The sequence below is a fragment of the Bartonella sp. CL71SXKL genome, assembly GCF_042194935.1.
Lineage (GTDB): Bacteria > Pseudomonadota > Alphaproteobacteria > Rhizobiales > Rhizobiaceae > Bartonella.
This window is the reverse complement of the sequence record NZ_JBHINI010000004.1, coordinates 128,506-146,971: the sequence shown is the minus strand read 5'-3', so window position 1 is coordinate 146,971 and position 18,466 is coordinate 128,506. Positions and strand designations below refer to the sequence as shown.

Genomic DNA, 18,466 nt, shown 5'->3' with positions numbered 1-18,466 from the left:
TAATTATTTATTTCGCGACAGTTTTTTCATTCATGCGCAACGCCCCTCTTATCATTTTGCCTTTATATAAGGATTTATTTTTTATGTTGCTTTTGCTGGAGAGGCGGTCAGAGGGGAGTAAAGTAGAGCCAATATGCGAGAATATGAGAGCCAAATTGCAATGCTATCTTGAAGCTATTGTACGTGTTGTGGATGTGCCGGTGAGAAATTTGAGAAACCAGCTTTTTTGCTTATCCTGCTAACAGGATGAAAGAGGGACTGGAATCTTTTTTGCTAGAATTGCTCTTTTATTGATATTGAAGGAAATATTTTTTCTCATTTCTGCTGTTTTTGGTTTGTTCGTAGAATTTTCAATGGGAATTTATATGAAGGGGGAATTGCTTTACACAGGGCGTTTTCCAAATAAAGCAGAGCCAATGCGAAGGACGTTAGAGCCAAACTGTAGAGCGGTTTTGAAGTCACTGGACATGCCCATGGAAAGCTTTGGAAGACCTGCTTGTTTTGCTAATTTTGCTAACAGTGCGAAATAGGGGCCGGGGTTTTCATCGACAGGGGGAATGCCCATAAGTCCGATGATATCAAGTCCATAGTTGTTTTTGCATTGGTTGACAAAAGATGTAGCTTCTTGTGGTGCGATACCACTTTTTTGCGGTTCTAAGCCAATGTTAACCTGAACATAGCAAGGAAGATGCCTTTTTTGTTTTTCCATTTCTTCAGCTAAGCTTTTGGCTATTTTTTCACGGTCAACCGTTTGAATAACATCAAAAAGTTTGATCGCCTCTGCTGTTTTATTTGATTGTAGGGGACCGATGAGATGAAGTTTAATATTTTCAAATTGTTGACGTAAAGCAGGCCATTTTTGTGCTGCTTCTTGTACGCGGTTTTCTGCAAACAAAGATTGGCCTGCTTGCAAAAGGGGTCGTATATCAATAGCAGAAACAGTTTTTGAAACAGCGATAAGTTCAATTTCTTCTACGGGGCGTTGTAGCTCTTGGCATATTGCTGCAATGTCTTTTTGAAGGTTTTTCCATGCTTCAACGGAAGGGGCATCGAGGGGCGTTTGTGTATTCATATTTTTGTGCTTTACCTTTTTTGTTCAAGAGTTGGTCGTTTTTTTAAAAGTTTTATAAAATACTTAGGGAAATATTTCACGAAAATGTTGACGATGAGGTTAATCCATGGTCAAGCATAATAAAACAAGTTTTTGGTTCTGTTTTATTAAAAGAGTATAATGGGAATGACAATTGGACATTATAATATAGGCGAACGCTATAATCCACGTGCGAGAGAAAAAAAATGGCAAGAAATTTGGGATGAAAAGAAAATTTTTCAGACTCTTCAAGAAGATGCTCGTGAAAAATATTATGTTTTAGAAATGTTTCCTTATCCTTCTGGCCGTATTCACATGGGGCATGTGCGCAATTATGCCATGGGGGATGTGGTGGCACGCTATAAAAGGGCAAAGGGTTTTAATGTGCTTCATCCCATGGGGTGGGATGCTTTTGGTATGCCAGCTGAAAATGCTGCTCTGCAAAGTAAAGTGCATCCTAAAACTTGGACCTATCAAAATATTGCGGTCATGCGCGGGCAATTAAAACAATTAGGACTCTCACTCGATTGGGCGCGTGAATTTGCAACTTGTGATGTGGAATATTACCACCGCCAACAAATGTTGTTCCTTGATTTCTATCAAAAGGGGTTGGTAGCACGTAAAGTGGCTAAGGTGAATTGGGACCCTGTTGATCATACTGTTTTGGCCAATGAACAGGTTGTTGATGGGCGGGGATGGCGTTCTGGTGCGTTGGTGGAACAACGTGAGTTGACGCAGTGGTTTTTCAAAATTAGCGACTTTAGTGAAGATCTCTTGGCAGGGCTTGAAGAGCTGAACCAATGGCCGGAAAAAGTTCGCACCATGCAAAAAAACTGGATTGGAAAATCACAAGGTTTGCTGATTCGTTGGGCTTTAAAGTCGGCGGGTGATGCTGATGATGTTTGTGAGAAATTTGATGAGGTTGTTTGTTATTCAACGCGTCCTGATACACTGTTTGGCGCTTCCTTTTTGGCTCTGTCTGTTGATCATCCTATTGCACAAGCTTTGGCAAAGAAAGATAAAGCGTTGAGTGCTTTTATTGAAAATTGTCGGTGTGGTGGAACGACAACAGCAGCACTTGAAACAGCTGAAAAACAAGGGTTTCTCACGCCCCTTTTGGCTGTTCATCCTTTCGATTCAACAGTACATATTCCCGTTTATATCGCGAATTTTGTGCTTATGGACTATGGAACAGGGGTTGTTTTTGGTTGTCCGGCTCATGATCAGAGAGATTTCGATTTTGCGCGTAAATATGATCTTCCAATAAAACCCGTGGTTTTACCAAAAGGAGAGCAAGCAGAAGATTTTGTTATTACTGAAACAGCTTATATGGGTGATGGGGTGATGATCAATTCCAGTTTTTTGGATGGTTTAACACCCCAACAAGCTTTTGAAGAAGCTGCTAAAAAGCTTGAAAAACAAATGCTCAATGGGCAACCGCAAGGGAAGAAAACAGTGCAATTTCGTTTGCGTGATTGGGGGATTTCACGTCAACGTTATTGGGGGTGCCCCATTCCGATGATCCATTGTACAACTTGTGGGGTTGTTCCTGTTCCACGTGCCAATTTACCGGTTGTGTTGCCTGATGATGTTACTTTTGATCAACCAGGAAATCCTCTTGCACGACATGAAAGGTGGCAGAATGTTACTTGTCCTTCCTGTGGTCAACCTGCCAAACGCGAAACCGATACCATGGACACATTTGTTGACTCTTCTTGGTATTATGCACGCTTTACGGCTCCTTTTGCACAGGAACCTGTTGACAAACAAGCAACAGCTGAATGGTTGCCTGTGCAACAATATATTGGTGGAATTGAGCATGCCATTTTGCATCTTCTTTATGCGCGCTTTTTTATGCGTGCTATGAAATTGGTCGGTCATGTGACGGTAGATGAGCCTTTTAAGGGGCTTTTTACCCAAGGGATGGTGGTGCATGAAACCTATCGGGATGATCAAGGGTGGGTTTCTCCAGCAGAAATTTCGATTGTTGAAAAAGATGGAAAGCGGTGTGCTTATAAATTAACCGATCAAAGTGAAGTGACGATTGGTTTGATTGAGAAAATGTCAAAATCAAAAAAGAATGTCGTTGATCCTGATGATATTATTGCATCTTATGGCGCTGATACTGTGCGTTGGTTTGTGTTGTCAGATTCTCCTCCCGAGCGGGATGTCATTTGGACAGAATCTGGTGTTGAAGGTGCACATCGCTTTGTACAGCGTGTTTGGCGCCATGTGGCTGTGAGTGCTTCTATTTTAAAGGATGTGGCGCCTTGTGCAGGGCATCAGGGGGCGGCTTTGGAACTCTCAAAGGTCGCACATTGCACGCTTTGCGCTGTAGAAGATGATTTGGAAAAATTCGCTTTTAATCGGGCTATTGCACGCCTTTATGAATTCTTGAATATTATGGCACCGTTGTTAAATAGGATAGAAAGTGTTGACGATGAAATGAAAGCTTCTTTACGTCAAGCTATGGATTTTTTTCTTGCCATGATTGCACCCATGATGCCCCATTTAGCAGAAGAATGTCATGCTGCTTTAGGAGGAAAAACTTTAATGTCTGCGCTTGCTTGGCCTGTTTATGATCGTGCGTTAACCGTTGCGGAATGCTATACTTTGCCAGTACAAATTAATGGTAAAAAACGCGGTGAGGTGAGCGTTGCAGCAACTGCTGATGAGGTGATGATTAAAGAAGCGGTTTTGGCGTTAGATTTTGTAAAGGCGCAACTGGTTGAAAAGCCTGTGAAAAAAATCATTGTTGTTCCACAAAGGATTGTGAATGTCGTTTTTTAGAAGTTCTATTCTTGTCATTTTAGCTGGTGTATTCACACTGTTGTGTGGATGCAAAGTTGAACCGCTTTACCGTCAAGAGTTGCAGAGTGCAATGACAATGGATTCTGCTTCTTATGGGAATCCTGCTTCTGGACACCCTTCTGGACAAGCTTCTTTGGGGTTAGCGCAAAAGCTTGCTTCTATTGTTGTAGAAGAACCTTCGGATCGTTTTGGTCAAATGGTGCGCAATCATCTGCTTTTTCTTTTGTATGGAAATGGTGCTAAACCTTCTCTACCTGCTTATAAATTGGCATTGCAGATATCCGTCTTTACAAGAGAATCTATGCAGATAGAGGTTGATTTCGAGAAAAAGAGAAAGGGACGACCTTCTGTTGGAACTGTTATGAGCAGAGCTTCTTATACTTTGCAGGATATGAAAAATACTCTTGTTGCAAAAGGAACAGCAATGATGAATGCATCTTTTGAGCAACTTCGTCAAGAATATGCAACGCTGCAAGCAGAAGAAGATGCAAAAAAACGTGTTGCGGAAGAGTTGGCTGAACAGATCTTTTTGTTACTTTCAAAAGATCTTTCCAATAAAATTTCTAGACATTAAGCAATATTTTGTCCTGTTTTTTTCCAGTCGTCGAGGAATATTTGCAACCCTTTGTCGGTGAGAGGATGTTTGACTAGTGCTTTTAAGATTGCTGGTGGAACTGTTGCAACGTCAGCACCGCTTAGTGCTGCTTCTTTGACATGATTAACGGTGCGGATTGAAGCGGCCAAGATTTGTGTTTCAAAGTTATAGTTATCATAAATTGTGCGAATTTCATGAAGCAGTTCACTTCCATCATTTCCACAATCATCAAGTCTACCAATAAAAGGTGAAACGAATGTTGCGCCTGCTTTGGCGGCTAATAAGGCTTGATTGGCAGAAAAACAAAGTGTGAGATTTGTTTTTAGTCCTGCTGCTGTGAGGGCTTTACAGGCTTTTAATCCATCGAGTGTTAAAGGAAGCTTGATACAAATATTGTCGGCAACCTTTGCTAAAACAGCTGCTTCTTTCATGATGCTTTCAAATTCCGTTGCTGCAACTTCAGCAGAAACAGGTCCGCTAACGAGAGCACAAATTTCTTTTGTAACATCAAGAATATTGCGTCCTGATTTTAGGATAAGAGAGGGATTGGTGGTAACACCATCAACAAGGCTTAAATTCTGTAACTCTTGAATTTCTTCAATATTGGCGCTATCCACAAAAAATTTCATCTCTAACCTCTTTTTTTTAGCTTTATCCTATTTTTTGTTATGCGCTATTGTTGACTGCAAAAGCAAGAGAAAGAATTAATATCTGTGTAAAGAACAAGAATGCTATGGTGTTAATCATGTATCCGTTTTCGGTAAAGAAATATGATTTATCGTTTCCACACCCATTTCATAGTGTTGCTCGTGATAAGGCATAGAATTCATTGCGTACCAACATTTTTGCGTATTGGCATCTTTGCGTAGCGGTGTTTTTATATTTATGGAAATAAGCTAGCATTATCAAACACTTTGCTCATTTCCTATTTGCGATTGCTCTTGATATTTGAGAGTGCATCATAAGATACCTTCCTTTTTTAGGGGGTATGTTTAACTTTGTTTTTGATGAAAGCGGATGGATTTATTTTGTCGTAAAACACTGTTGAAGAACGCCTGTAAAATTTTACGCATGAAGGGTTTTTTTATGGTCAATTACATTGATTTATTCTGTTTTCCCATTCTTCAAAAATACGCTTTTGTGCTGCTTGTATTGTTGCTTGATTTTCAATCAAGCTGAAAGATGTATACACGTGTTTTCACTTTTTGGCACAAAGCCAAGGTGAATATTGTAACGGCTCCATTTGCAATATTATTCTCCTTATAATTAAAATCATGGGATACTTTTTCATCAATAAGGATTTACAAATGTTCCTCGATGGGTTTGAAATGAAAAAAAATCATCGTATTGAGGGTTTTTATTACAATAGGTAAAATGATGATTATATCTTTATAAATCAGTTTGTTGAAGATAAATTGAGATATGAGTCGGTAAAAAAATAAACGTGTGCGTTGGGAAGAGGTCATACTATGGGATCGCTTTGTTGAAGGATGCACTTAACCGATAGCATGTTGAATGCTTAATAGTGATGCGTTTTATTTACACAGAAGAATAGTGCTGTTTTTTTGCTATAGAGTTTTTTGTTATAGACGATGAGATTGGTTCTTTATATTGGCACTTTGGTGAGGGAATGCGTGTTAAAAAGAATTTTTGTTAGAAAAGTGTTGTGATCGGGGGGGATTGAATCCTGCAATGAATTTTATAAGAGTGTTTAAAGATAAGGTGTAGACTTGTTGATGCTCAATAGGTCGTAGATTGGTTTACAAGATGAATTCAAGCATGATAGAGGAAAAGATTGTATCCGTATTGGTTCCTCTTCCTGTTGCTCACGCTTATAGTTATAAAGTTCCATCTTCTATGGAGGTGAACATTGGTTCCTTTGTTCGGGTTCCGTTGATGGGGCGTGAGCTTTGCGGTTTTGTTGTAGATGTTGGAGAGCAGACAGCCGATGGGCACAAGTCTGCTTCGGTGGCGCGTGAAAAATTACGCTTTCTGCTTCATGTTTTTGATTGCCCCCCATTAAAAGCAGAAATGATCACATTTTTGCGTTTTGTTAGTCGCTATACAATGGCACCTTTTGGTCTTGTCGCACGATTGGTTTTGTCGGTACCGGCTGCTTTAGAGCCGGAAGCGCAGATGCTGGGTTTGCGATATTGTGGTGGAAATGTAGAACGTCTCACACCAGCGCGATCACGGATTTTGGAATTGGTGCGTAATGAGAAGATATGGACACGTTCTGGTCTGGCACATGCGGCTGGAACTTCGGTTTCTGTTGTTGAAGGTTTAAAAGCGCTAGGAATTTTTGAAGATGTTAAGGTTCCTGCTCCTGATCTTGTGGCAATGCCTGATCCTGATTTTTGTCTCCCTCAGTTGCAGGGAGCGCAAAGTGAAGCAGCAACATTATTGCGGGAAGGTGTTTTATCTTCTCAGTTTCAAGTTTTTTTGCTTGATGGTGTTACGGGTTCAGGAAAGACAGAGGTTTATTTTGAAGCGGTTTCTCAAGCCTTTAAAGAGGGCAAGCAGGTTTTAATTTTATTGCCGGAAATTGCTTTAACACAGCAGTTTTTAGATCGTTTTTATGCACGTTTTGGCGCTGCGGCAGCAGAATGGCATTCTGATTTGACGCCACGTCGTAGAGAACGCGTCTGGCGACAAGTTGCAGAAGGGCGGGTGCGTGTCGTTGCGGGGGCTCGTTCAGCGCTTTTTCTTCCCTTTCATGAGCTTGGCTTGATTGTTGTCGATGAAGAGCACGATAGCGCTTATAAACAAGAAGAGCGCATTTTTTATCATGCGCGTGATATGGCTGTTGCACGGGGCTCTTTTGAGCATTTTCCTGTTATTTTATCTTCAGCCACACCGTCGATTGAAAGCCAAGCCAATGTTTTAAAAGGGCGTTATCAAAAGGTGCATTTACCTTCCCGTTTTAAAGAAGCTGCACTTCCACAGTTGCGGGTGGTTGATATGCGCCAAGGAGGGGTGCAAAAGGGGCGCTTTATTTCCTTTGCTCTTGAAAGGGCTTTAAAACAAACGCTTGATAAGGGCGAACAAGCTCTTCTTTTTCTTAATCGTCGTGGTTATGCACCTTTAACTTTATGCCGAATTTGCGGACATCGTTTTCATTGTACCGATTGTTCAAGTTGGTTGGTCGAACATCGTGCGCAAGGGCAACTGAAATGTCATCATTGTGGATATCATGAACCACTTCCTCAAGCCTGTCCTGAATGCGGGACATTAGATCATCTCGTGGCTTGTGGACCGGGTGTGGAAAGAATTGCCGAAGAAACACAAATGCTTTTTCCTCAAGCGCGATCATTGATCCTTTCAACAGATCTCAAAGGAGGGATTGGGAAGTTGCGAAGCGAATTACAAGCCATTGCAAATGGCGATGTGGACATTATTATTGGAACACAGTTAGTCGCTAAAGGACATCATTTTCCCAAGCTCTCTCTGGTTGGCGTTATTGATGCTGATCTTGGTCTTGCCAATGGCGATTTACGCGCAAGTGAACGTACCTATCAGCTGCTTTCTCAAGTTACCGGAAGAGCAGGGCGTGTGGGATTGAAAAGTTTAGGATTATTGCAAACTTATCAACCAGATCATCCGGTTATCAAAGCCTTACTTGCATGCCAGCCAGAAGATTTTTACACACGTGAGATTGCAGCGCGTCAGCATTATCATTTGCCTCCCTATGGGCGGCTTGCCTCTTTGATCGTGTCTGCACAACAGCGCCAAGCAGCAGAACATTATGCGCGCGCATTGCGTCAAGCAGCGCCACGGGAAAAAAATATCTCGGTTATGGGACCAGCAGAAGCGCCTTTGGCTTTGGTTCGGGGGCGTTATCGTTTTCGGCTTTTGCTGCAAGGACAGCGTTCTTTTGATATACAAGGGTTTATACGTGCAATGCTTAGCGGTACACCCAAAATGCCCAGTTCCGTTCGGGTTCAAATTGATATTGATCCGCAAAGTTTTTTCTAAAACCAGTATCGCATAAAGTGAAGGTCTCTTTGCTTAAGATGCTTTACTTGAACTCTTATATTATTCAGAATAAGCATCCAGGCAGCAAAATATGATACATGTACATTGCATTAAGTAGAGCTACGGGAAAAAATATCTTTGTTATAAAACCAGCAGAAGCGCCTCTCTTCTTCGAGGGCACTATCATTTCGGTTTTTACTCCTTTTTTGTATGAGGGACAGTATTCTTTTGATAGGCGGATTCTTTTTATAAGGGCTTAAAATGCTTAGCTGTACACCCAAAATGCCCAGTTCCGTTCGCGTTCAAATTGATATTGATCTATGCTTTTTCTAAATCAGTGCAATATAGTGTCATATAAAGTGACGCTATGTGGGCTTAATGAGGGACGTGTTTTTGATGTTATTTGACCTTAAAGCCTTATGAAGCAGCGTTCATAAGATGTATCAGCGCTGTACGAGTCGTACCTGCGTTTGTGTGCTAGATTAGGGCGAGAATATTGCATATATCTATTTTATTTATCTTTGACGAGAACACAGACTCATTTTGGAACGTGAAGGTCAAAATGAGCATTCATCGTTGTCATCCTTATTCATTCGGCTCTAGAATTTTCAAAAGCATCCATAATAATAATTTTTATAAATAATAAATATTGATTTATAGTGATAATATGCCGTTATTCATATTATAGCCTCAACTATCGTAGGATTCTCTTATTTAAAATCTATTTATATTGATCAATCAAAACCATTCGTTTGCATGTTACAGATGGGGGAGCCTGTGTCGCGTAAAACTATACAAGAGAGGACCAAAATACCTAATCATCTCAAGAATTAAGGGCTGTCGTAAAATTGGGAGATGGCAAAGTGTGTGATGGTGCCGGCTTGTTCTTTCATAAGTGTAAAGATGGGGCTGCTCAATGGGGTTACCATTATAGCATTCATAGGCGTTGTCGTGAAATGGAGATTATCCATTGTTTCATGCTTTTATTACTTTCGTTCTCTAATGGGGGCACATTTTTCATGTAAAGCAGAACGCCCAAAGCGGAATATTACAGAACATCTATTGTATTACTACATTCATATGCTTGTTTAAGCAAATGTTTCTCAGCATACTCGAATTCATTTTACGATGTTTTTCGAGTGTAGAATATCAAAGCTTTCATGAATGAAAAAACCACGTTAAGGCTCCCCATCTTTATTTCATAAAGGTATAAAATGGCGCCATTTATTATTTAGCTTTGAGTATTACGAAAACTCTTAGTACTTGAGAGCGTTTATAAGAGGTGTTGTTTTCTTTGATCATTTCCTTTTTTGTTTGTGATGAAGCAAGGGAGTGATTTTGATAAAAAAATTTGAAAAGAGAGAATCTTTCGATATTTGAAGCTCATCCGGTATGAAAAATGATATATTATCATTATAAATCAATGTTCTGTATATTAAAAGAATGTGCTTACAAGAAAATATTACTTGGTAAAATTTTTTAAAAGGAGTGGGTATTTGAAGAAAAAAGATCAATTTTTAGGAGGATATTCATTGTTTTTTCTTTCTTATCATTTTGAAATAATAGACTTTTTCAGTCGCCGTCGTCTTTCGTTAAAGGTTTTGTGGTGATAAAAGGAATGTTTTGTTATGGTGACAAGAGCGTTTGGTGACAAGAGCGTTTGAAGAAAAATCAAAGAGAGTGAAAAAATCGCTCAGAGAATGTCAAAAAGAGGCATAAAAAAACTGTGATGCCATCCTGTATATCTAAAAAAATGCTTTTCAAAAATATTTTGAATATTTTATTAAAATTTTTGAAAAGCAGCGATTTGTGGTGTTGCGAGTCGGCTATGTCTATGCTAGAAACCAAGTGATTTTTGTTCTAGGTTTTAAGAAGAAGATTCTTAAGATTGAGAATGTCTGTTTCATTTCATCTGATAACTATCAGAGAGTCGCTCAAGGGAAAGAGGCGGTATTTCGTGTCGGATTCATTTTCTCTCATACCGCTGCCGTTGGTAGATCAACGCTATGCGCAAGCGCTTTTTGATTGCGTTCAAGAAGCCGGAAACGTCGAAAAGGTTGAAAAGGCAGTAGAGGATCTTTTGCTTGTTTTGGAGAATAAGGATTTAAAATTCTTTGTGCTCAGTCCATTCTTTTCAGTTAAAGAGCAAATTAAGGTGATGCAATCTGTTTGTGCAAACATCAAATTTGCTGATAAAAACGCAGGGCAGGTCATTGGTAATTTTTTACGCGTTATTGTAATAAACCGTAGGCTTAGTGCCGTATTTGGTATTTTACATGCTTTCCAGCGTTGTGTTGCACGCGCTCGTAGGCAGGTTACTGCGCAAATTGTTTCTGCGCGCCCCTTAAGTTCTCAACAAAGACAAGAGTTGTGTGAGGCTTTGGAAGGTGTTGTTGGAGGAAAAGTCTTGCTGCACATCATTGTGGATCCAACAATTCTTGGTGGATTAATCGTTCGTGTGGGGTCGTCTCAAATTGATACGTCTCTTCTCACAAAATTGTCTTCGCTTAAGCTTGCATTGAAAAAAGAGGTCAGCTGATGGATATTAGACCATCTGAAATTTCAAAAATTCTAAAAGAGCAAATCAAAAACTTTGACCAAAAGGCTGAGGTTTCAGAAATTGGTTGGGTTCTCTCTGTGGGAGATGGTATTGCTCGCGTTTATGGTTTGGATAATGTCCAAGCAGGGGAAATGGTCGCCTTTCCAAACGGTGTGCGCGGTATGGCACTCAATTTGGAAGTTGATAATGTTGGTGTGGTCATTTTTGGCTCAGATCGTGATATTCGTGAAGGTGATTGTGTAAAGCGGTTAGGCGCTATCGTCGATGTTCCTGTGGGCCCCGCTTTGCTTGGGCGTGTGGTTGATGCGTTGGGAAACCCTATAGATGGTAAGGGGCCCATTAAAGCAACAGAGCGTCGTCGTGTCGATGTTAAGGCTCCTGGAATTATTCCGCGTCAGTCTGTCCATGAACCGATGTCGACCGGATTGAAAGCGATTGACGCACTCATCCCTATTGGACGGGGGCAGCGTGAATTGGTGATTGGTGATCGCCAAACAGGAAAAACAGCAATTTTGCTCGATACATTTTTAAACCAAAAACCTTTTCATGAAAAAGGGGCTGGACGAGAGCAAGATAAAGTTTATTGTATTTATGTGGCTATCGGTCAAAAACGTTCGACGGTGGCACAATTCGTTAAAGTTTTAGAAGAACGTGGAGCGCTGGAATATTCTATTATTGTTGCAGCGACTGCTTCTGATCCAGCACCACTGCAATTTATTGCACCTCTTGCTGGATGTGCTATGGGTGAGTATTTCCGTGATAATGGGCAACATGCTTTGATCGGTTATGATGACTTGTCAAAACAGGCGGTAGCGTATCGTCAAATGTCTCTTTTATTGCGTCGTCCTCCAGGTCGTGAAGCTTATCCGGGAGATGTTTTCTATCTGCATTCGCGTCTTTTAGAGCGGGCTGCAAAGTTGAATGCGGAAAATGGATCTGGGTCGTTGACAGCTTTGCCAGTTATTGAAACGCAAGCAAATGATGTTTCTGCCTATATTCCTACAAATGTGATTTCGATTACTGATGGACAAATTTTTCTAGAGACTAATTTGTTTTATCAAGGAATTCGTCCTGCTGTAAATGTTGGTCTTTCTGTATCGCGTGTTGGTTCTGCCGCACAAATTAAGGCGATGAAGCAAGTTGCTGGCTCGATTAAAGGTGAATTGGCGCAATATCGTGAAATGGCAGCTTTTGCGCAGTTTGGCTCTGATTTGGATGCGTCAACCCAGCGTTTGTTAAATCGGGGTGCGCGCTTGACAGAGTTGTTGAAGCAGCCACAATTTTCTCCACTCAAAACAGAAGAACAGGTGGTGGTTATTTTCGCGGGTGTGAATGGCTATCTTGATGCTTTGGCGGTTTCTGATGTTGCGCGGTTTGAGCAGGGACTTTTGGTGCTTTTGCGTAGTGATTATCAAGATCTCTTAAAGGCAATTGCTGAGCAAAAGCAAATAACAGATGAGCTGAAAGATAAGTTGATAACTGTTCTTGATACTTATGCGAAAAATTTCTCGTGATGAATTGATGGAATGCTTGAATGGCTTCACTAAAAGATCTTAGAGACCGTATCGCTTCGGTTAAAGCAACACAAAAGATTACCAAAGCTATGCAAATGGTTGCAGCGGCAAGGTTGCATCGTGCTCAAGAGGCAGCGCAGTTTGCACGCCCTTATGCGAAGAAAATGGCTGATATTTTGACCAGTGTTGCTGCTGATGTAGATGGTGTTGATGCGCCTGCTCTTATGCGTGGTACGGGGCGCGATGATGTGCATCTTTTGGTGGTGTGTACTGCTGAGCGCGGTTTGTGTGGTGCTTTTAATGTGCAAATTGCTCGTCGTGCACGTGAACAGATTAAGGCATTGTTGGCGGCTGATAAAATAGTAAAAATTATCACTGTGGGTAAAAAGGGCGCGGATATTTTATCGCGTGATTACAAAGGCTTGATAATTGACCATATCGATTTGCATGCTGTAAAGCGAATTGGTTTTGCAGAGGCAGTGATGATTAGTCAACGGATTGTTGATTTATTCAATGAAGGCGCTTTCGATGTCTGTACGCTGTTTTATTCTGAATTTGTTTCCGTAATTAATCAGCGTCCAACAGCTTTGGATTTGATTCCAATGGTTGCTCCAAAAGCAGCTGTTGGGGCAATAGATGTTGTGGAGCAAACCGATCATAACACAGGTTCACAATCGATTGTTTATGAATATGAGCCTGATGCTGCGTCTCTTTTAGAGGCCCTTGTACCACGTAATCTTTCGGTGCAAATCTTTCGGGCTTTGCTGGAAAATGTTGCTGGTGAGATGGGCGCCAAGATGACAGCTATGGATAATGCATCGCGCAATGCGGGTGAAATGATTAGTAAATTGACGGTGGCTTATAATCGTCAACGTCAAGCACAGATTACGACAGAATTGATCGAAATTATTGCGGGCGCTGAAGCGCTTTAAATGGAGAAGGTAAGGATTGATGGTAAAAGCAGTAACCTCAAGCAAAGGAACAGAAAAAGGTGAAAAAAAGAAACCAGCTGCTCGTTCCAGCGTGAAAAAAGCCGCTTCGAAATCTCAAGTGGATGTAAAGGCTTCCTCTGTACCTGCGCGTGATGCAGCTAAAGATACACCTGTAAAAAAAGATACATCCGCAAAAAAAGAAGAGCGTGCAAAAGGCGCTGTTGGTGAAATCAAGCAGATTATTGGTGCTGTCGTTGATGTGCAATTTGAAGGTGCATTGCCAAATATTCTCAACGCTTTGGAAACAGAGAATTTAGGTAATCGCTTGGTATTAGAAGTTGCGCAGCATTTGGGTGAAAATACCGTGCGTACGATTGCTATGGATACGACTGATGGTTTGATGCGGGGCCAAAAGGTTGTGGATACAGGCACACAAATTAGCGTTCCTGTAGGAGAAGCAACGTTGGGACGTATTATGAATGTGATTGGGGAACCGGTGGATAATGTGGGACCAATCGCTTCAACCAAAACACGTTCTATTCACCAAGAGGCACCTGAATATGTTGAGCAATCGACTGTTTCGGAAATTCTCGTCACCGGTATTAAAGTCGTGGATTTGTTAGCCCCTTATTCTAAAGGGGGTAAAATTGGCTTGTTTGGTGGTGCTGGTGTTGGAAAAACCGTTCTCATTATGGAGCTTATAAACAATATTGCAAAGGCACATGGTGGCTATTCTGTATTTGCTGGTGTGGGAGAACGTACACGTGAAGGAAATGATCTTTATTATGAAATGATCGAAAGCCGCGTGAATGTGAATCCAAAAGAGAATAATGGTTCAACGGAAGGGTCAAAGTGTGCCCTTGTTTACGGGCAAATGAATGAACCACCAGGAGCACGTGCGCGTGTGGCTCTTTCAGGATTGACAATTGCAGAAAGTTTCCGTGATGAAGGACAAGATGTTCTCTTCTTTGTGGATAATATTTTCCGTTTCACGCAAGCAGGAGCTGAGGTATCTGCTCTTTTAGGGCGTATTCCTTCTGCTGTTGGGTATCAGCCTACCTTGGCAACGGATATGGGGGCGTTGCAAGAACGTATTACCAGTACAAAAACAGGCTCTATTACTTCCGTTCAGGCAATTTATGTTCCGGCAGATGACTTGACGGATCCGGCGCCTGCAGCGTCTTTTGCTCATTTGGATGCAACAACTGTGCTTTCGCGCTCTATTGCGGAAAAGGGAATTTATCCGGCGGTTGATCCGCTTGACTCTTTTTCACGTATGTTGGATCCATTGATTGTGGGGGAAGAGCATTACACAGTTGCTTGTCAAGTACAAACCATTTTACAACGTTATAGAGCGCTTCAGGATATTATTGCTATTCTTGGAATGGATGAACTTTCTGAAGATGACAAGTTGCTGGTGGGGCGGGCGCGTAAAATTGAACGTTTCCTTTCACAACCTTTCCATGTTGCGGAAGCCTTTACTGGTTCGCCGGGGAAACTCGTTCCTTTAGAAGAGACAATCAAAGGCTTTAAAGGTCTTTGTGCTGGCGATTATGATGATTTGCCAGAAGCTGCTTTTTATATGGTTGGTTCGATTGATGAAGCACTTGAAAAAGGAAAGCGTCTCATGGCAGAGGCTTCTTAGTAAGAAGCTTCTTATTCAAGAAAAAACTGTCATGGGTATTTTTCGTTAAAAAGGACGCATCGTTGAAGAAAACAGAGAGTCCTTATATCGGGTATTGTGGAGACTTTTGTGGAAAACAATAGAGAAGAGCATTTTTTATTTGAGCTTGTATCGCCTGAAAAAATTGTGTTTTCAGAGCAGGTAGTGTCTGTTGTTCTTCCTTCAGCCTCAGGTTATTTGACAGTTATGGCGCATCATGCGCCATTGGTGGCAAGTATTGTGTTGGGTAGTGTTCGTGTTCGCACCTCTTTGGGTGAAAAATTATTTGCTGTATGCGGGGGCGTTGCAAATATTACCTTTTCGGGCTGCTCTTTATTGGTAGAGCACGTTGTGGCTGTAGAGAATCTTTCTTTTGATGCATTAGAACAGCAGATTTTGCAGATTCAAGCGACGTTAGAAGGAGGGACAAGTGATGAGGACAATCATAAAATAGAGTCTTTTTTCCAGCAGTTGTCAGCTGATGGTGCTGTATTGATAGAAGCGTAGCAGAGTATACAGGAAAAGGTGACATGAGCGGAAAAAAGAGTACGGTTGTGTCTGCTAAAAGGAGCGCAAAACCCTTTCCTCGTCCTGGTCGTGTCTTTGCGGGACCTTTGCCAAAGTGCTTTGTTTATATTTTGGCTTCTCTTATTTTGCAATGGGCTTATGGTTTAGGGGCTAATATTGTTCAGTCTAATATTGTCCATCTTACGGGTGATTTTCATGCAACTTTGGCCGAGACGACATGGCTGGTAGCGGCCTATATGGCGCCAAATGTGAGTGTAGCGATTATGTTGATCAAAATCCGCTATCAATTTGGGCTACGCGCTTTTGCTGAATTATCAATTCTTGGCTTTGTTTTGGTTTGCGTGTTGCAGCTCTTTGTTACGGATTTGCGTTCTGCATTGATTATTCGCTTTTTTGCTGGGATTGCTGCTGCTCCTTTGGCTTCGCTTGCGCTGCTTTATATGATGGAGGCTTTTGCTCCAGCAAAGAAGTTTACTATTGGTCTTAGTTTGAATTATATGAATGCGGCTTTAGCGGCACCTTTATCACGTTTGATTTCTCCTGATTTGCTGGAAAATGGTGGTTTTTCCAGTCTTTCCGCTCTGGAAATGGGGTTGGTTCTTATCAGCTTGGTCTGTATCTATACTTTGCCTCTTACTCCTGTTGTGCGTAGTAAGGTTATTCAAAAATTAGATTGGATAAGCTATGGTTTGATTGCTCTTGGTCTTGGATTAAATGCTGTGATCATGTCTGTTGGCATATTGTATTGGTGGTATGAAGCACCATGGATTGGTTGGGGGCTCGCACTTGCTATTTTCTCGTTGGCTATTGCTATTATTATTGAGCTTAATAGAGAAAAACCGTTGATTGATTTACGTTGGATTTTCAGTAAAGAAATGATCCAATCTGTTTTTATTTTATTGATCTTTCATGTTTTTTTATTGGAGCGGTCAAATTTGCCCGTAGGGTTTTTTAATCTTTTTGGTTTGCTCAATCGTGAGATGGCGCCCATGTATCTTGCGGTGACATTAGGGATTCTGTTAGGGGGGGCTGTTTGTGTCTTTTTTTTACGGGCGGGGCGTGAGGATTATTTTTATTTGTTATCTTTAGGTTGTTTGGCGTTGGGAGCTTATTTAGACAGTCATGTAAACTATTTAACGCGTCCGAAAGATATGATGTTGAGCCAAGGGTTGGTGAGTTTTAGTTATGCACTTTTTTTGCCTCCTGCTCTTTTCAAAGGGTTTGTGATCGCTGGTGAGCGAGGACCGCGTTACGTTTTAAGTTTTATTGCTGTTTTTTTGTTAACGCAAGTGACAGGGGGATTGATGGGGTCGGCTTTTTTTGGCAGCCTACAGTTTTATTTTGCCCATAAAAACTTTGAGTCCTTAACACAAAATATTATTATTACTGATCCACTTATTTCTGGTGAGATGAATACTTTATTTTCGCCTTCTTATGGTATTTCTGTTCCCAATGGCTTGAGAAGTGAGCAAGGTACTTCTATGTTGATAGAGAAGTTTAAGTTAACAGCAAATATTTTTGCTTATGATGACGTTTTTCGGCTTTATTTTTATATTTCAATGGTTGTATTCGTTATTTTTCTTGTCACAATGATTGTTAAGTCATGCTCTTTGCGCGCATTAGAAAAGTAGAGTAATGTCATAGAAAGAGGGGTGCAAAAAAATGATAAAAAAATTACGGTCAAAAGCTACGATTGTTGCATTCCTATCGGGTATTACGGGTGTTTTGCTGATTTTGTGGGCTTGGAGACTTCCTCCTTTTGTGAGTAACATTCAAATAACCGATAATGCTTCCATTAAGGGCAATGTTACTCTGGTTAGTTCACAGATCTCTGGGGTGATTGCACGGATTTATGTGCAAGATTATCAACGCGTTGAAAAGGGAATGCTGCTCTTTGAGCTCGATGATTCTCTTTTTCGCCAGCAGCTTGCACGGGCACAGGCTGTTCTCGATTCAAAAAATGCAAAACTGGCAAGTATTGAATTACAAGCACAGCTTTTGCAGGGCGAGATTAATACAGCAGAGGTGGAGTTGGCGCGTTCACGAGCATTTTCCAATGTTGTTCCAGATAGTAAAAAGTTAGGTTTTGGTGATGCGGCAAGTTCTGTTTCTCGTCCTCTTTCACAACTCTTGACAGCTCTCGAAACAAAACGCCAATTGCAAAAACAATTGGATCTTGAACGGCAAAGTTTACAGTCAGAAATTTCTGGAGCGAAGGTGAGTGTTGAGTTGGCAAAACTTAATCTCGATCATACAAAGATTTTATCTCCTCGAACAGGCTATATTGGATTAGTTGGAGCGCGGGTAGGGCAATATGTTATGCCGGGGACACAATTGGTCTCTGTTATTTCTGATGATATTTGGATTATTGCTAATTATAAGGAAACGCAACTTTCTCAGATGCGTGTGGGACAACCGGTTGTTTTTTCTGTTGATGCATTGAACAACAAAAAGTTAACAGGGCGTGTGGTTCGTTTTGCACCTGCTACAGGCTCAGAGTTTTCATTGTTAAAAACGGATACGACAATTGGTAATTTTATCAAAATTGCGCAACGTATTTCAGTACGGATTGCTTTAGATCCTGGACAGGAAGGGATTGAAAAACTCATTCCTGGCATGTCCGTGGTTACCTATGTAGATACTTCGCAGCGAGTCGATTCTGGAGGATAAAATTTTGGGTTTTTTCAGTTTAATTTTTGCGTCATTTACTTATAGCAAATGGATATTCACGTTAGAAGATTTCGTTTGGTTTGCTATACTACATCTTTTAAAGCTCTTAAGCTTCTTATTATTCTATT

At 41.0% G+C, this 18,466-nt stretch carries 12 protein-coding genes; 10 read left to right on the top strand and 2 right to left on the bottom strand.

The window, feature by feature from the left end:
• Window positions 1-382 precede the first annotated feature (382 nt).
• Window positions 383-1,072, bottom strand: coding sequence for a YggS family pyridoxal phosphate-dependent enzyme (locus tag ACFILA_RS03595; protein ID WP_375660672.1), 690 nt, complete (start codon window positions 1,070-1,072; stop codon window positions 383-385).
• 165 nt (window positions 1,073-1,237) lie between these two features.
• Between ACFILA_RS03595 and leuS the strand changes: the two genes are divergently transcribed.
• A complete protein-coding gene (gene leuS, locus ACFILA_RS03590; protein WP_375660685.1) occupies window positions 1,238-3,880 on the top strand; it encodes a leucine--tRNA ligase in 2,643 nt (880 codons plus the stop codon).
• The gene (gene lptE / locus ACFILA_RS03585; RefSeq protein ID WP_375659908.1) at window positions 3,867-4,475 is read left to right on the top strand and encodes an LPS assembly lipoprotein LptE; all 609 of its coding nucleotides are present in this window, start codon (window positions 3,867-3,869) and stop codon (window positions 4,473-4,475) included. Before leuS ends, lptE begins: the two co-directional genes overlap by 14 nt.
• Here the strand turns inward: lptE and fsa are convergent.
• Window positions 4,472-5,125: a fructose-6-phosphate aldolase gene (fsa, locus tag ACFILA_RS03580; RefSeq protein WP_273790517.1), complete on the bottom strand. Its 654-nt coding sequence runs from the start codon at window positions 5,123-5,125 to the stop codon at window positions 4,472-4,474. The two genes, lptE and fsa, sit on opposite strands and share 4 nt — an antisense overlap.
• A gap of 1,138 nt (window positions 5,126-6,263) precedes the next feature.
• On the opposite strand from fsa, the gene ACFILA_RS03575 reads away from it, so the two are divergent.
• From ACFILA_RS03575 to ACFILA_RS03540, 8 genes are all read left to right on the top strand, one after another.
• Window positions 6,264-8,471, top strand: a complete 2,208-nt coding sequence (locus ACFILA_RS03575; RefSeq protein ID WP_375660671.1) for a primosomal protein N' — start codon at window positions 6,264-6,266, stop codon at window positions 8,469-8,471.
• 1,957 nt (window positions 8,472-10,428) lie between these two features.
• The gene (gene atpH, locus ACFILA_RS03570; RefSeq protein WP_273790514.1) at window positions 10,429-11,010 is read left to right on the top strand and encodes an ATP synthase F1 subunit delta; all 582 of its coding nucleotides are present in this window, start codon (window positions 10,429-10,431) and stop codon (window positions 11,008-11,010) included.
• Window positions 11,010-12,545 carry a F0F1 ATP synthase subunit alpha gene (gene atpA, locus ACFILA_RS03565; protein WP_273790513.1) on the top strand — a complete coding sequence of 512 codons (1,536 nt, stop codon included), beginning with the start codon at window positions 11,010-11,012 and terminating at the stop codon, window positions 12,543-12,545. Before atpH ends, atpA begins: the two co-directional genes overlap by 1 nt.
• Window positions 12,546-12,565: 20 nt before the next feature.
• Window positions 12,566-13,477, top strand: a complete 912-nt coding sequence (locus tag ACFILA_RS03560) for a F0F1 ATP synthase subunit gamma (protein ID WP_375637560.1) — start codon at window positions 12,566-12,568, stop codon at window positions 13,475-13,477.
• Between the two features lie 19 nt (window positions 13,478-13,496).
• Window positions 13,497-15,122, top strand: a complete 1,626-nt coding sequence (gene atpD / locus ACFILA_RS03555) for a F0F1 ATP synthase subunit beta (protein ID WP_273790511.1) — start codon at window positions 13,497-13,499, stop codon at window positions 15,120-15,122.
• 108 nt (window positions 15,123-15,230) lie between these two features.
• Entirely contained in the window at window positions 15,231-15,647 is a 417-nt protein-coding gene (atpC, locus tag ACFILA_RS03550; RefSeq protein ID WP_273790510.1) for an ATP synthase F1 subunit epsilon, read from the top strand.
• 23 nt (window positions 15,648-15,670) lie between these two features.
• A complete protein-coding gene (locus ACFILA_RS03545; RefSeq protein ID WP_273790509.1) occupies window positions 15,671-17,299 on the top strand; it encodes an MFS transporter in 1,629 nt (542 codons plus the stop codon).
• 31 nt (window positions 17,300-17,330) lie between these two features.
• On the top strand, window positions 17,331-18,338 hold the full coding sequence (locus ACFILA_RS03540; protein ID WP_375630913.1) for an HlyD family secretion protein: 1,008 nt from the start codon (window positions 17,331-17,333) through the stop codon (window positions 18,336-18,338).
• The last annotated feature ends 128 nt before the right edge of the window (window positions 18,339-18,466 follow it).

Excerpts from the sequence above, each read along its gene's own strand:
- ACFILA_RS03545 (WP_273790509.1), top strand. The coding sequence starts at position 15,671 with ATGAGCGGAAAAAAGAGTACGGTTGTGTCTGCTAAAAGGAGCGCAAAA.
- atpA (WP_273790513.1), top strand. The coding sequence starts at position 11,010 with ATGGATATTAGACCATCTGAAATTTCAAAAATTCTAAAAGAGCAAATC.
- lptE (WP_375659908.1), top strand. The coding sequence starts at position 3,867 with ATGTCGTTTTTTAGAAGTTCTATTCTTGTCATTTTAGCTGGTGTATTC.
- leuS (WP_375660685.1), top strand. The coding sequence starts at position 1,238 with ATGACAATTGGACATTATAATATAGGCGAACGCTATAATCCACGTGCG.
- ACFILA_RS03560 (WP_375637560.1), top strand. The coding sequence starts at position 12,566 with ATGGCTTCACTAAAAGATCTTAGAGACCGTATCGCTTCGGTTAAAGCA.
- ACFILA_RS03595 (WP_375660672.1), bottom strand. The coding sequence starts at position 1,072 with ATGAATACACAAACGCCCCTCGATGCCCCTTCCGTTGAAGCATGGAAA.
- ACFILA_RS03540 (WP_375630913.1), top strand. The coding sequence starts at position 17,331 with ATGATAAAAAAATTACGGTCAAAAGCTACGATTGTTGCATTCCTATCG.
- fsa (WP_273790517.1), bottom strand. The coding sequence starts at position 5,125 with ATGAAATTTTTTGTGGATAGCGCCAATATTGAAGAAATTCAAGAGTTA.
- ACFILA_RS03575 (WP_375660671.1), top strand. The coding sequence starts at position 6,264 with ATGAATTCAAGCATGATAGAGGAAAAGATTGTATCCGTATTGGTTCCT.
- atpD (WP_273790511.1), top strand. The coding sequence starts at position 13,497 with ATGGTAAAAGCAGTAACCTCAAGCAAAGGAACAGAAAAAGGTGAAAAA.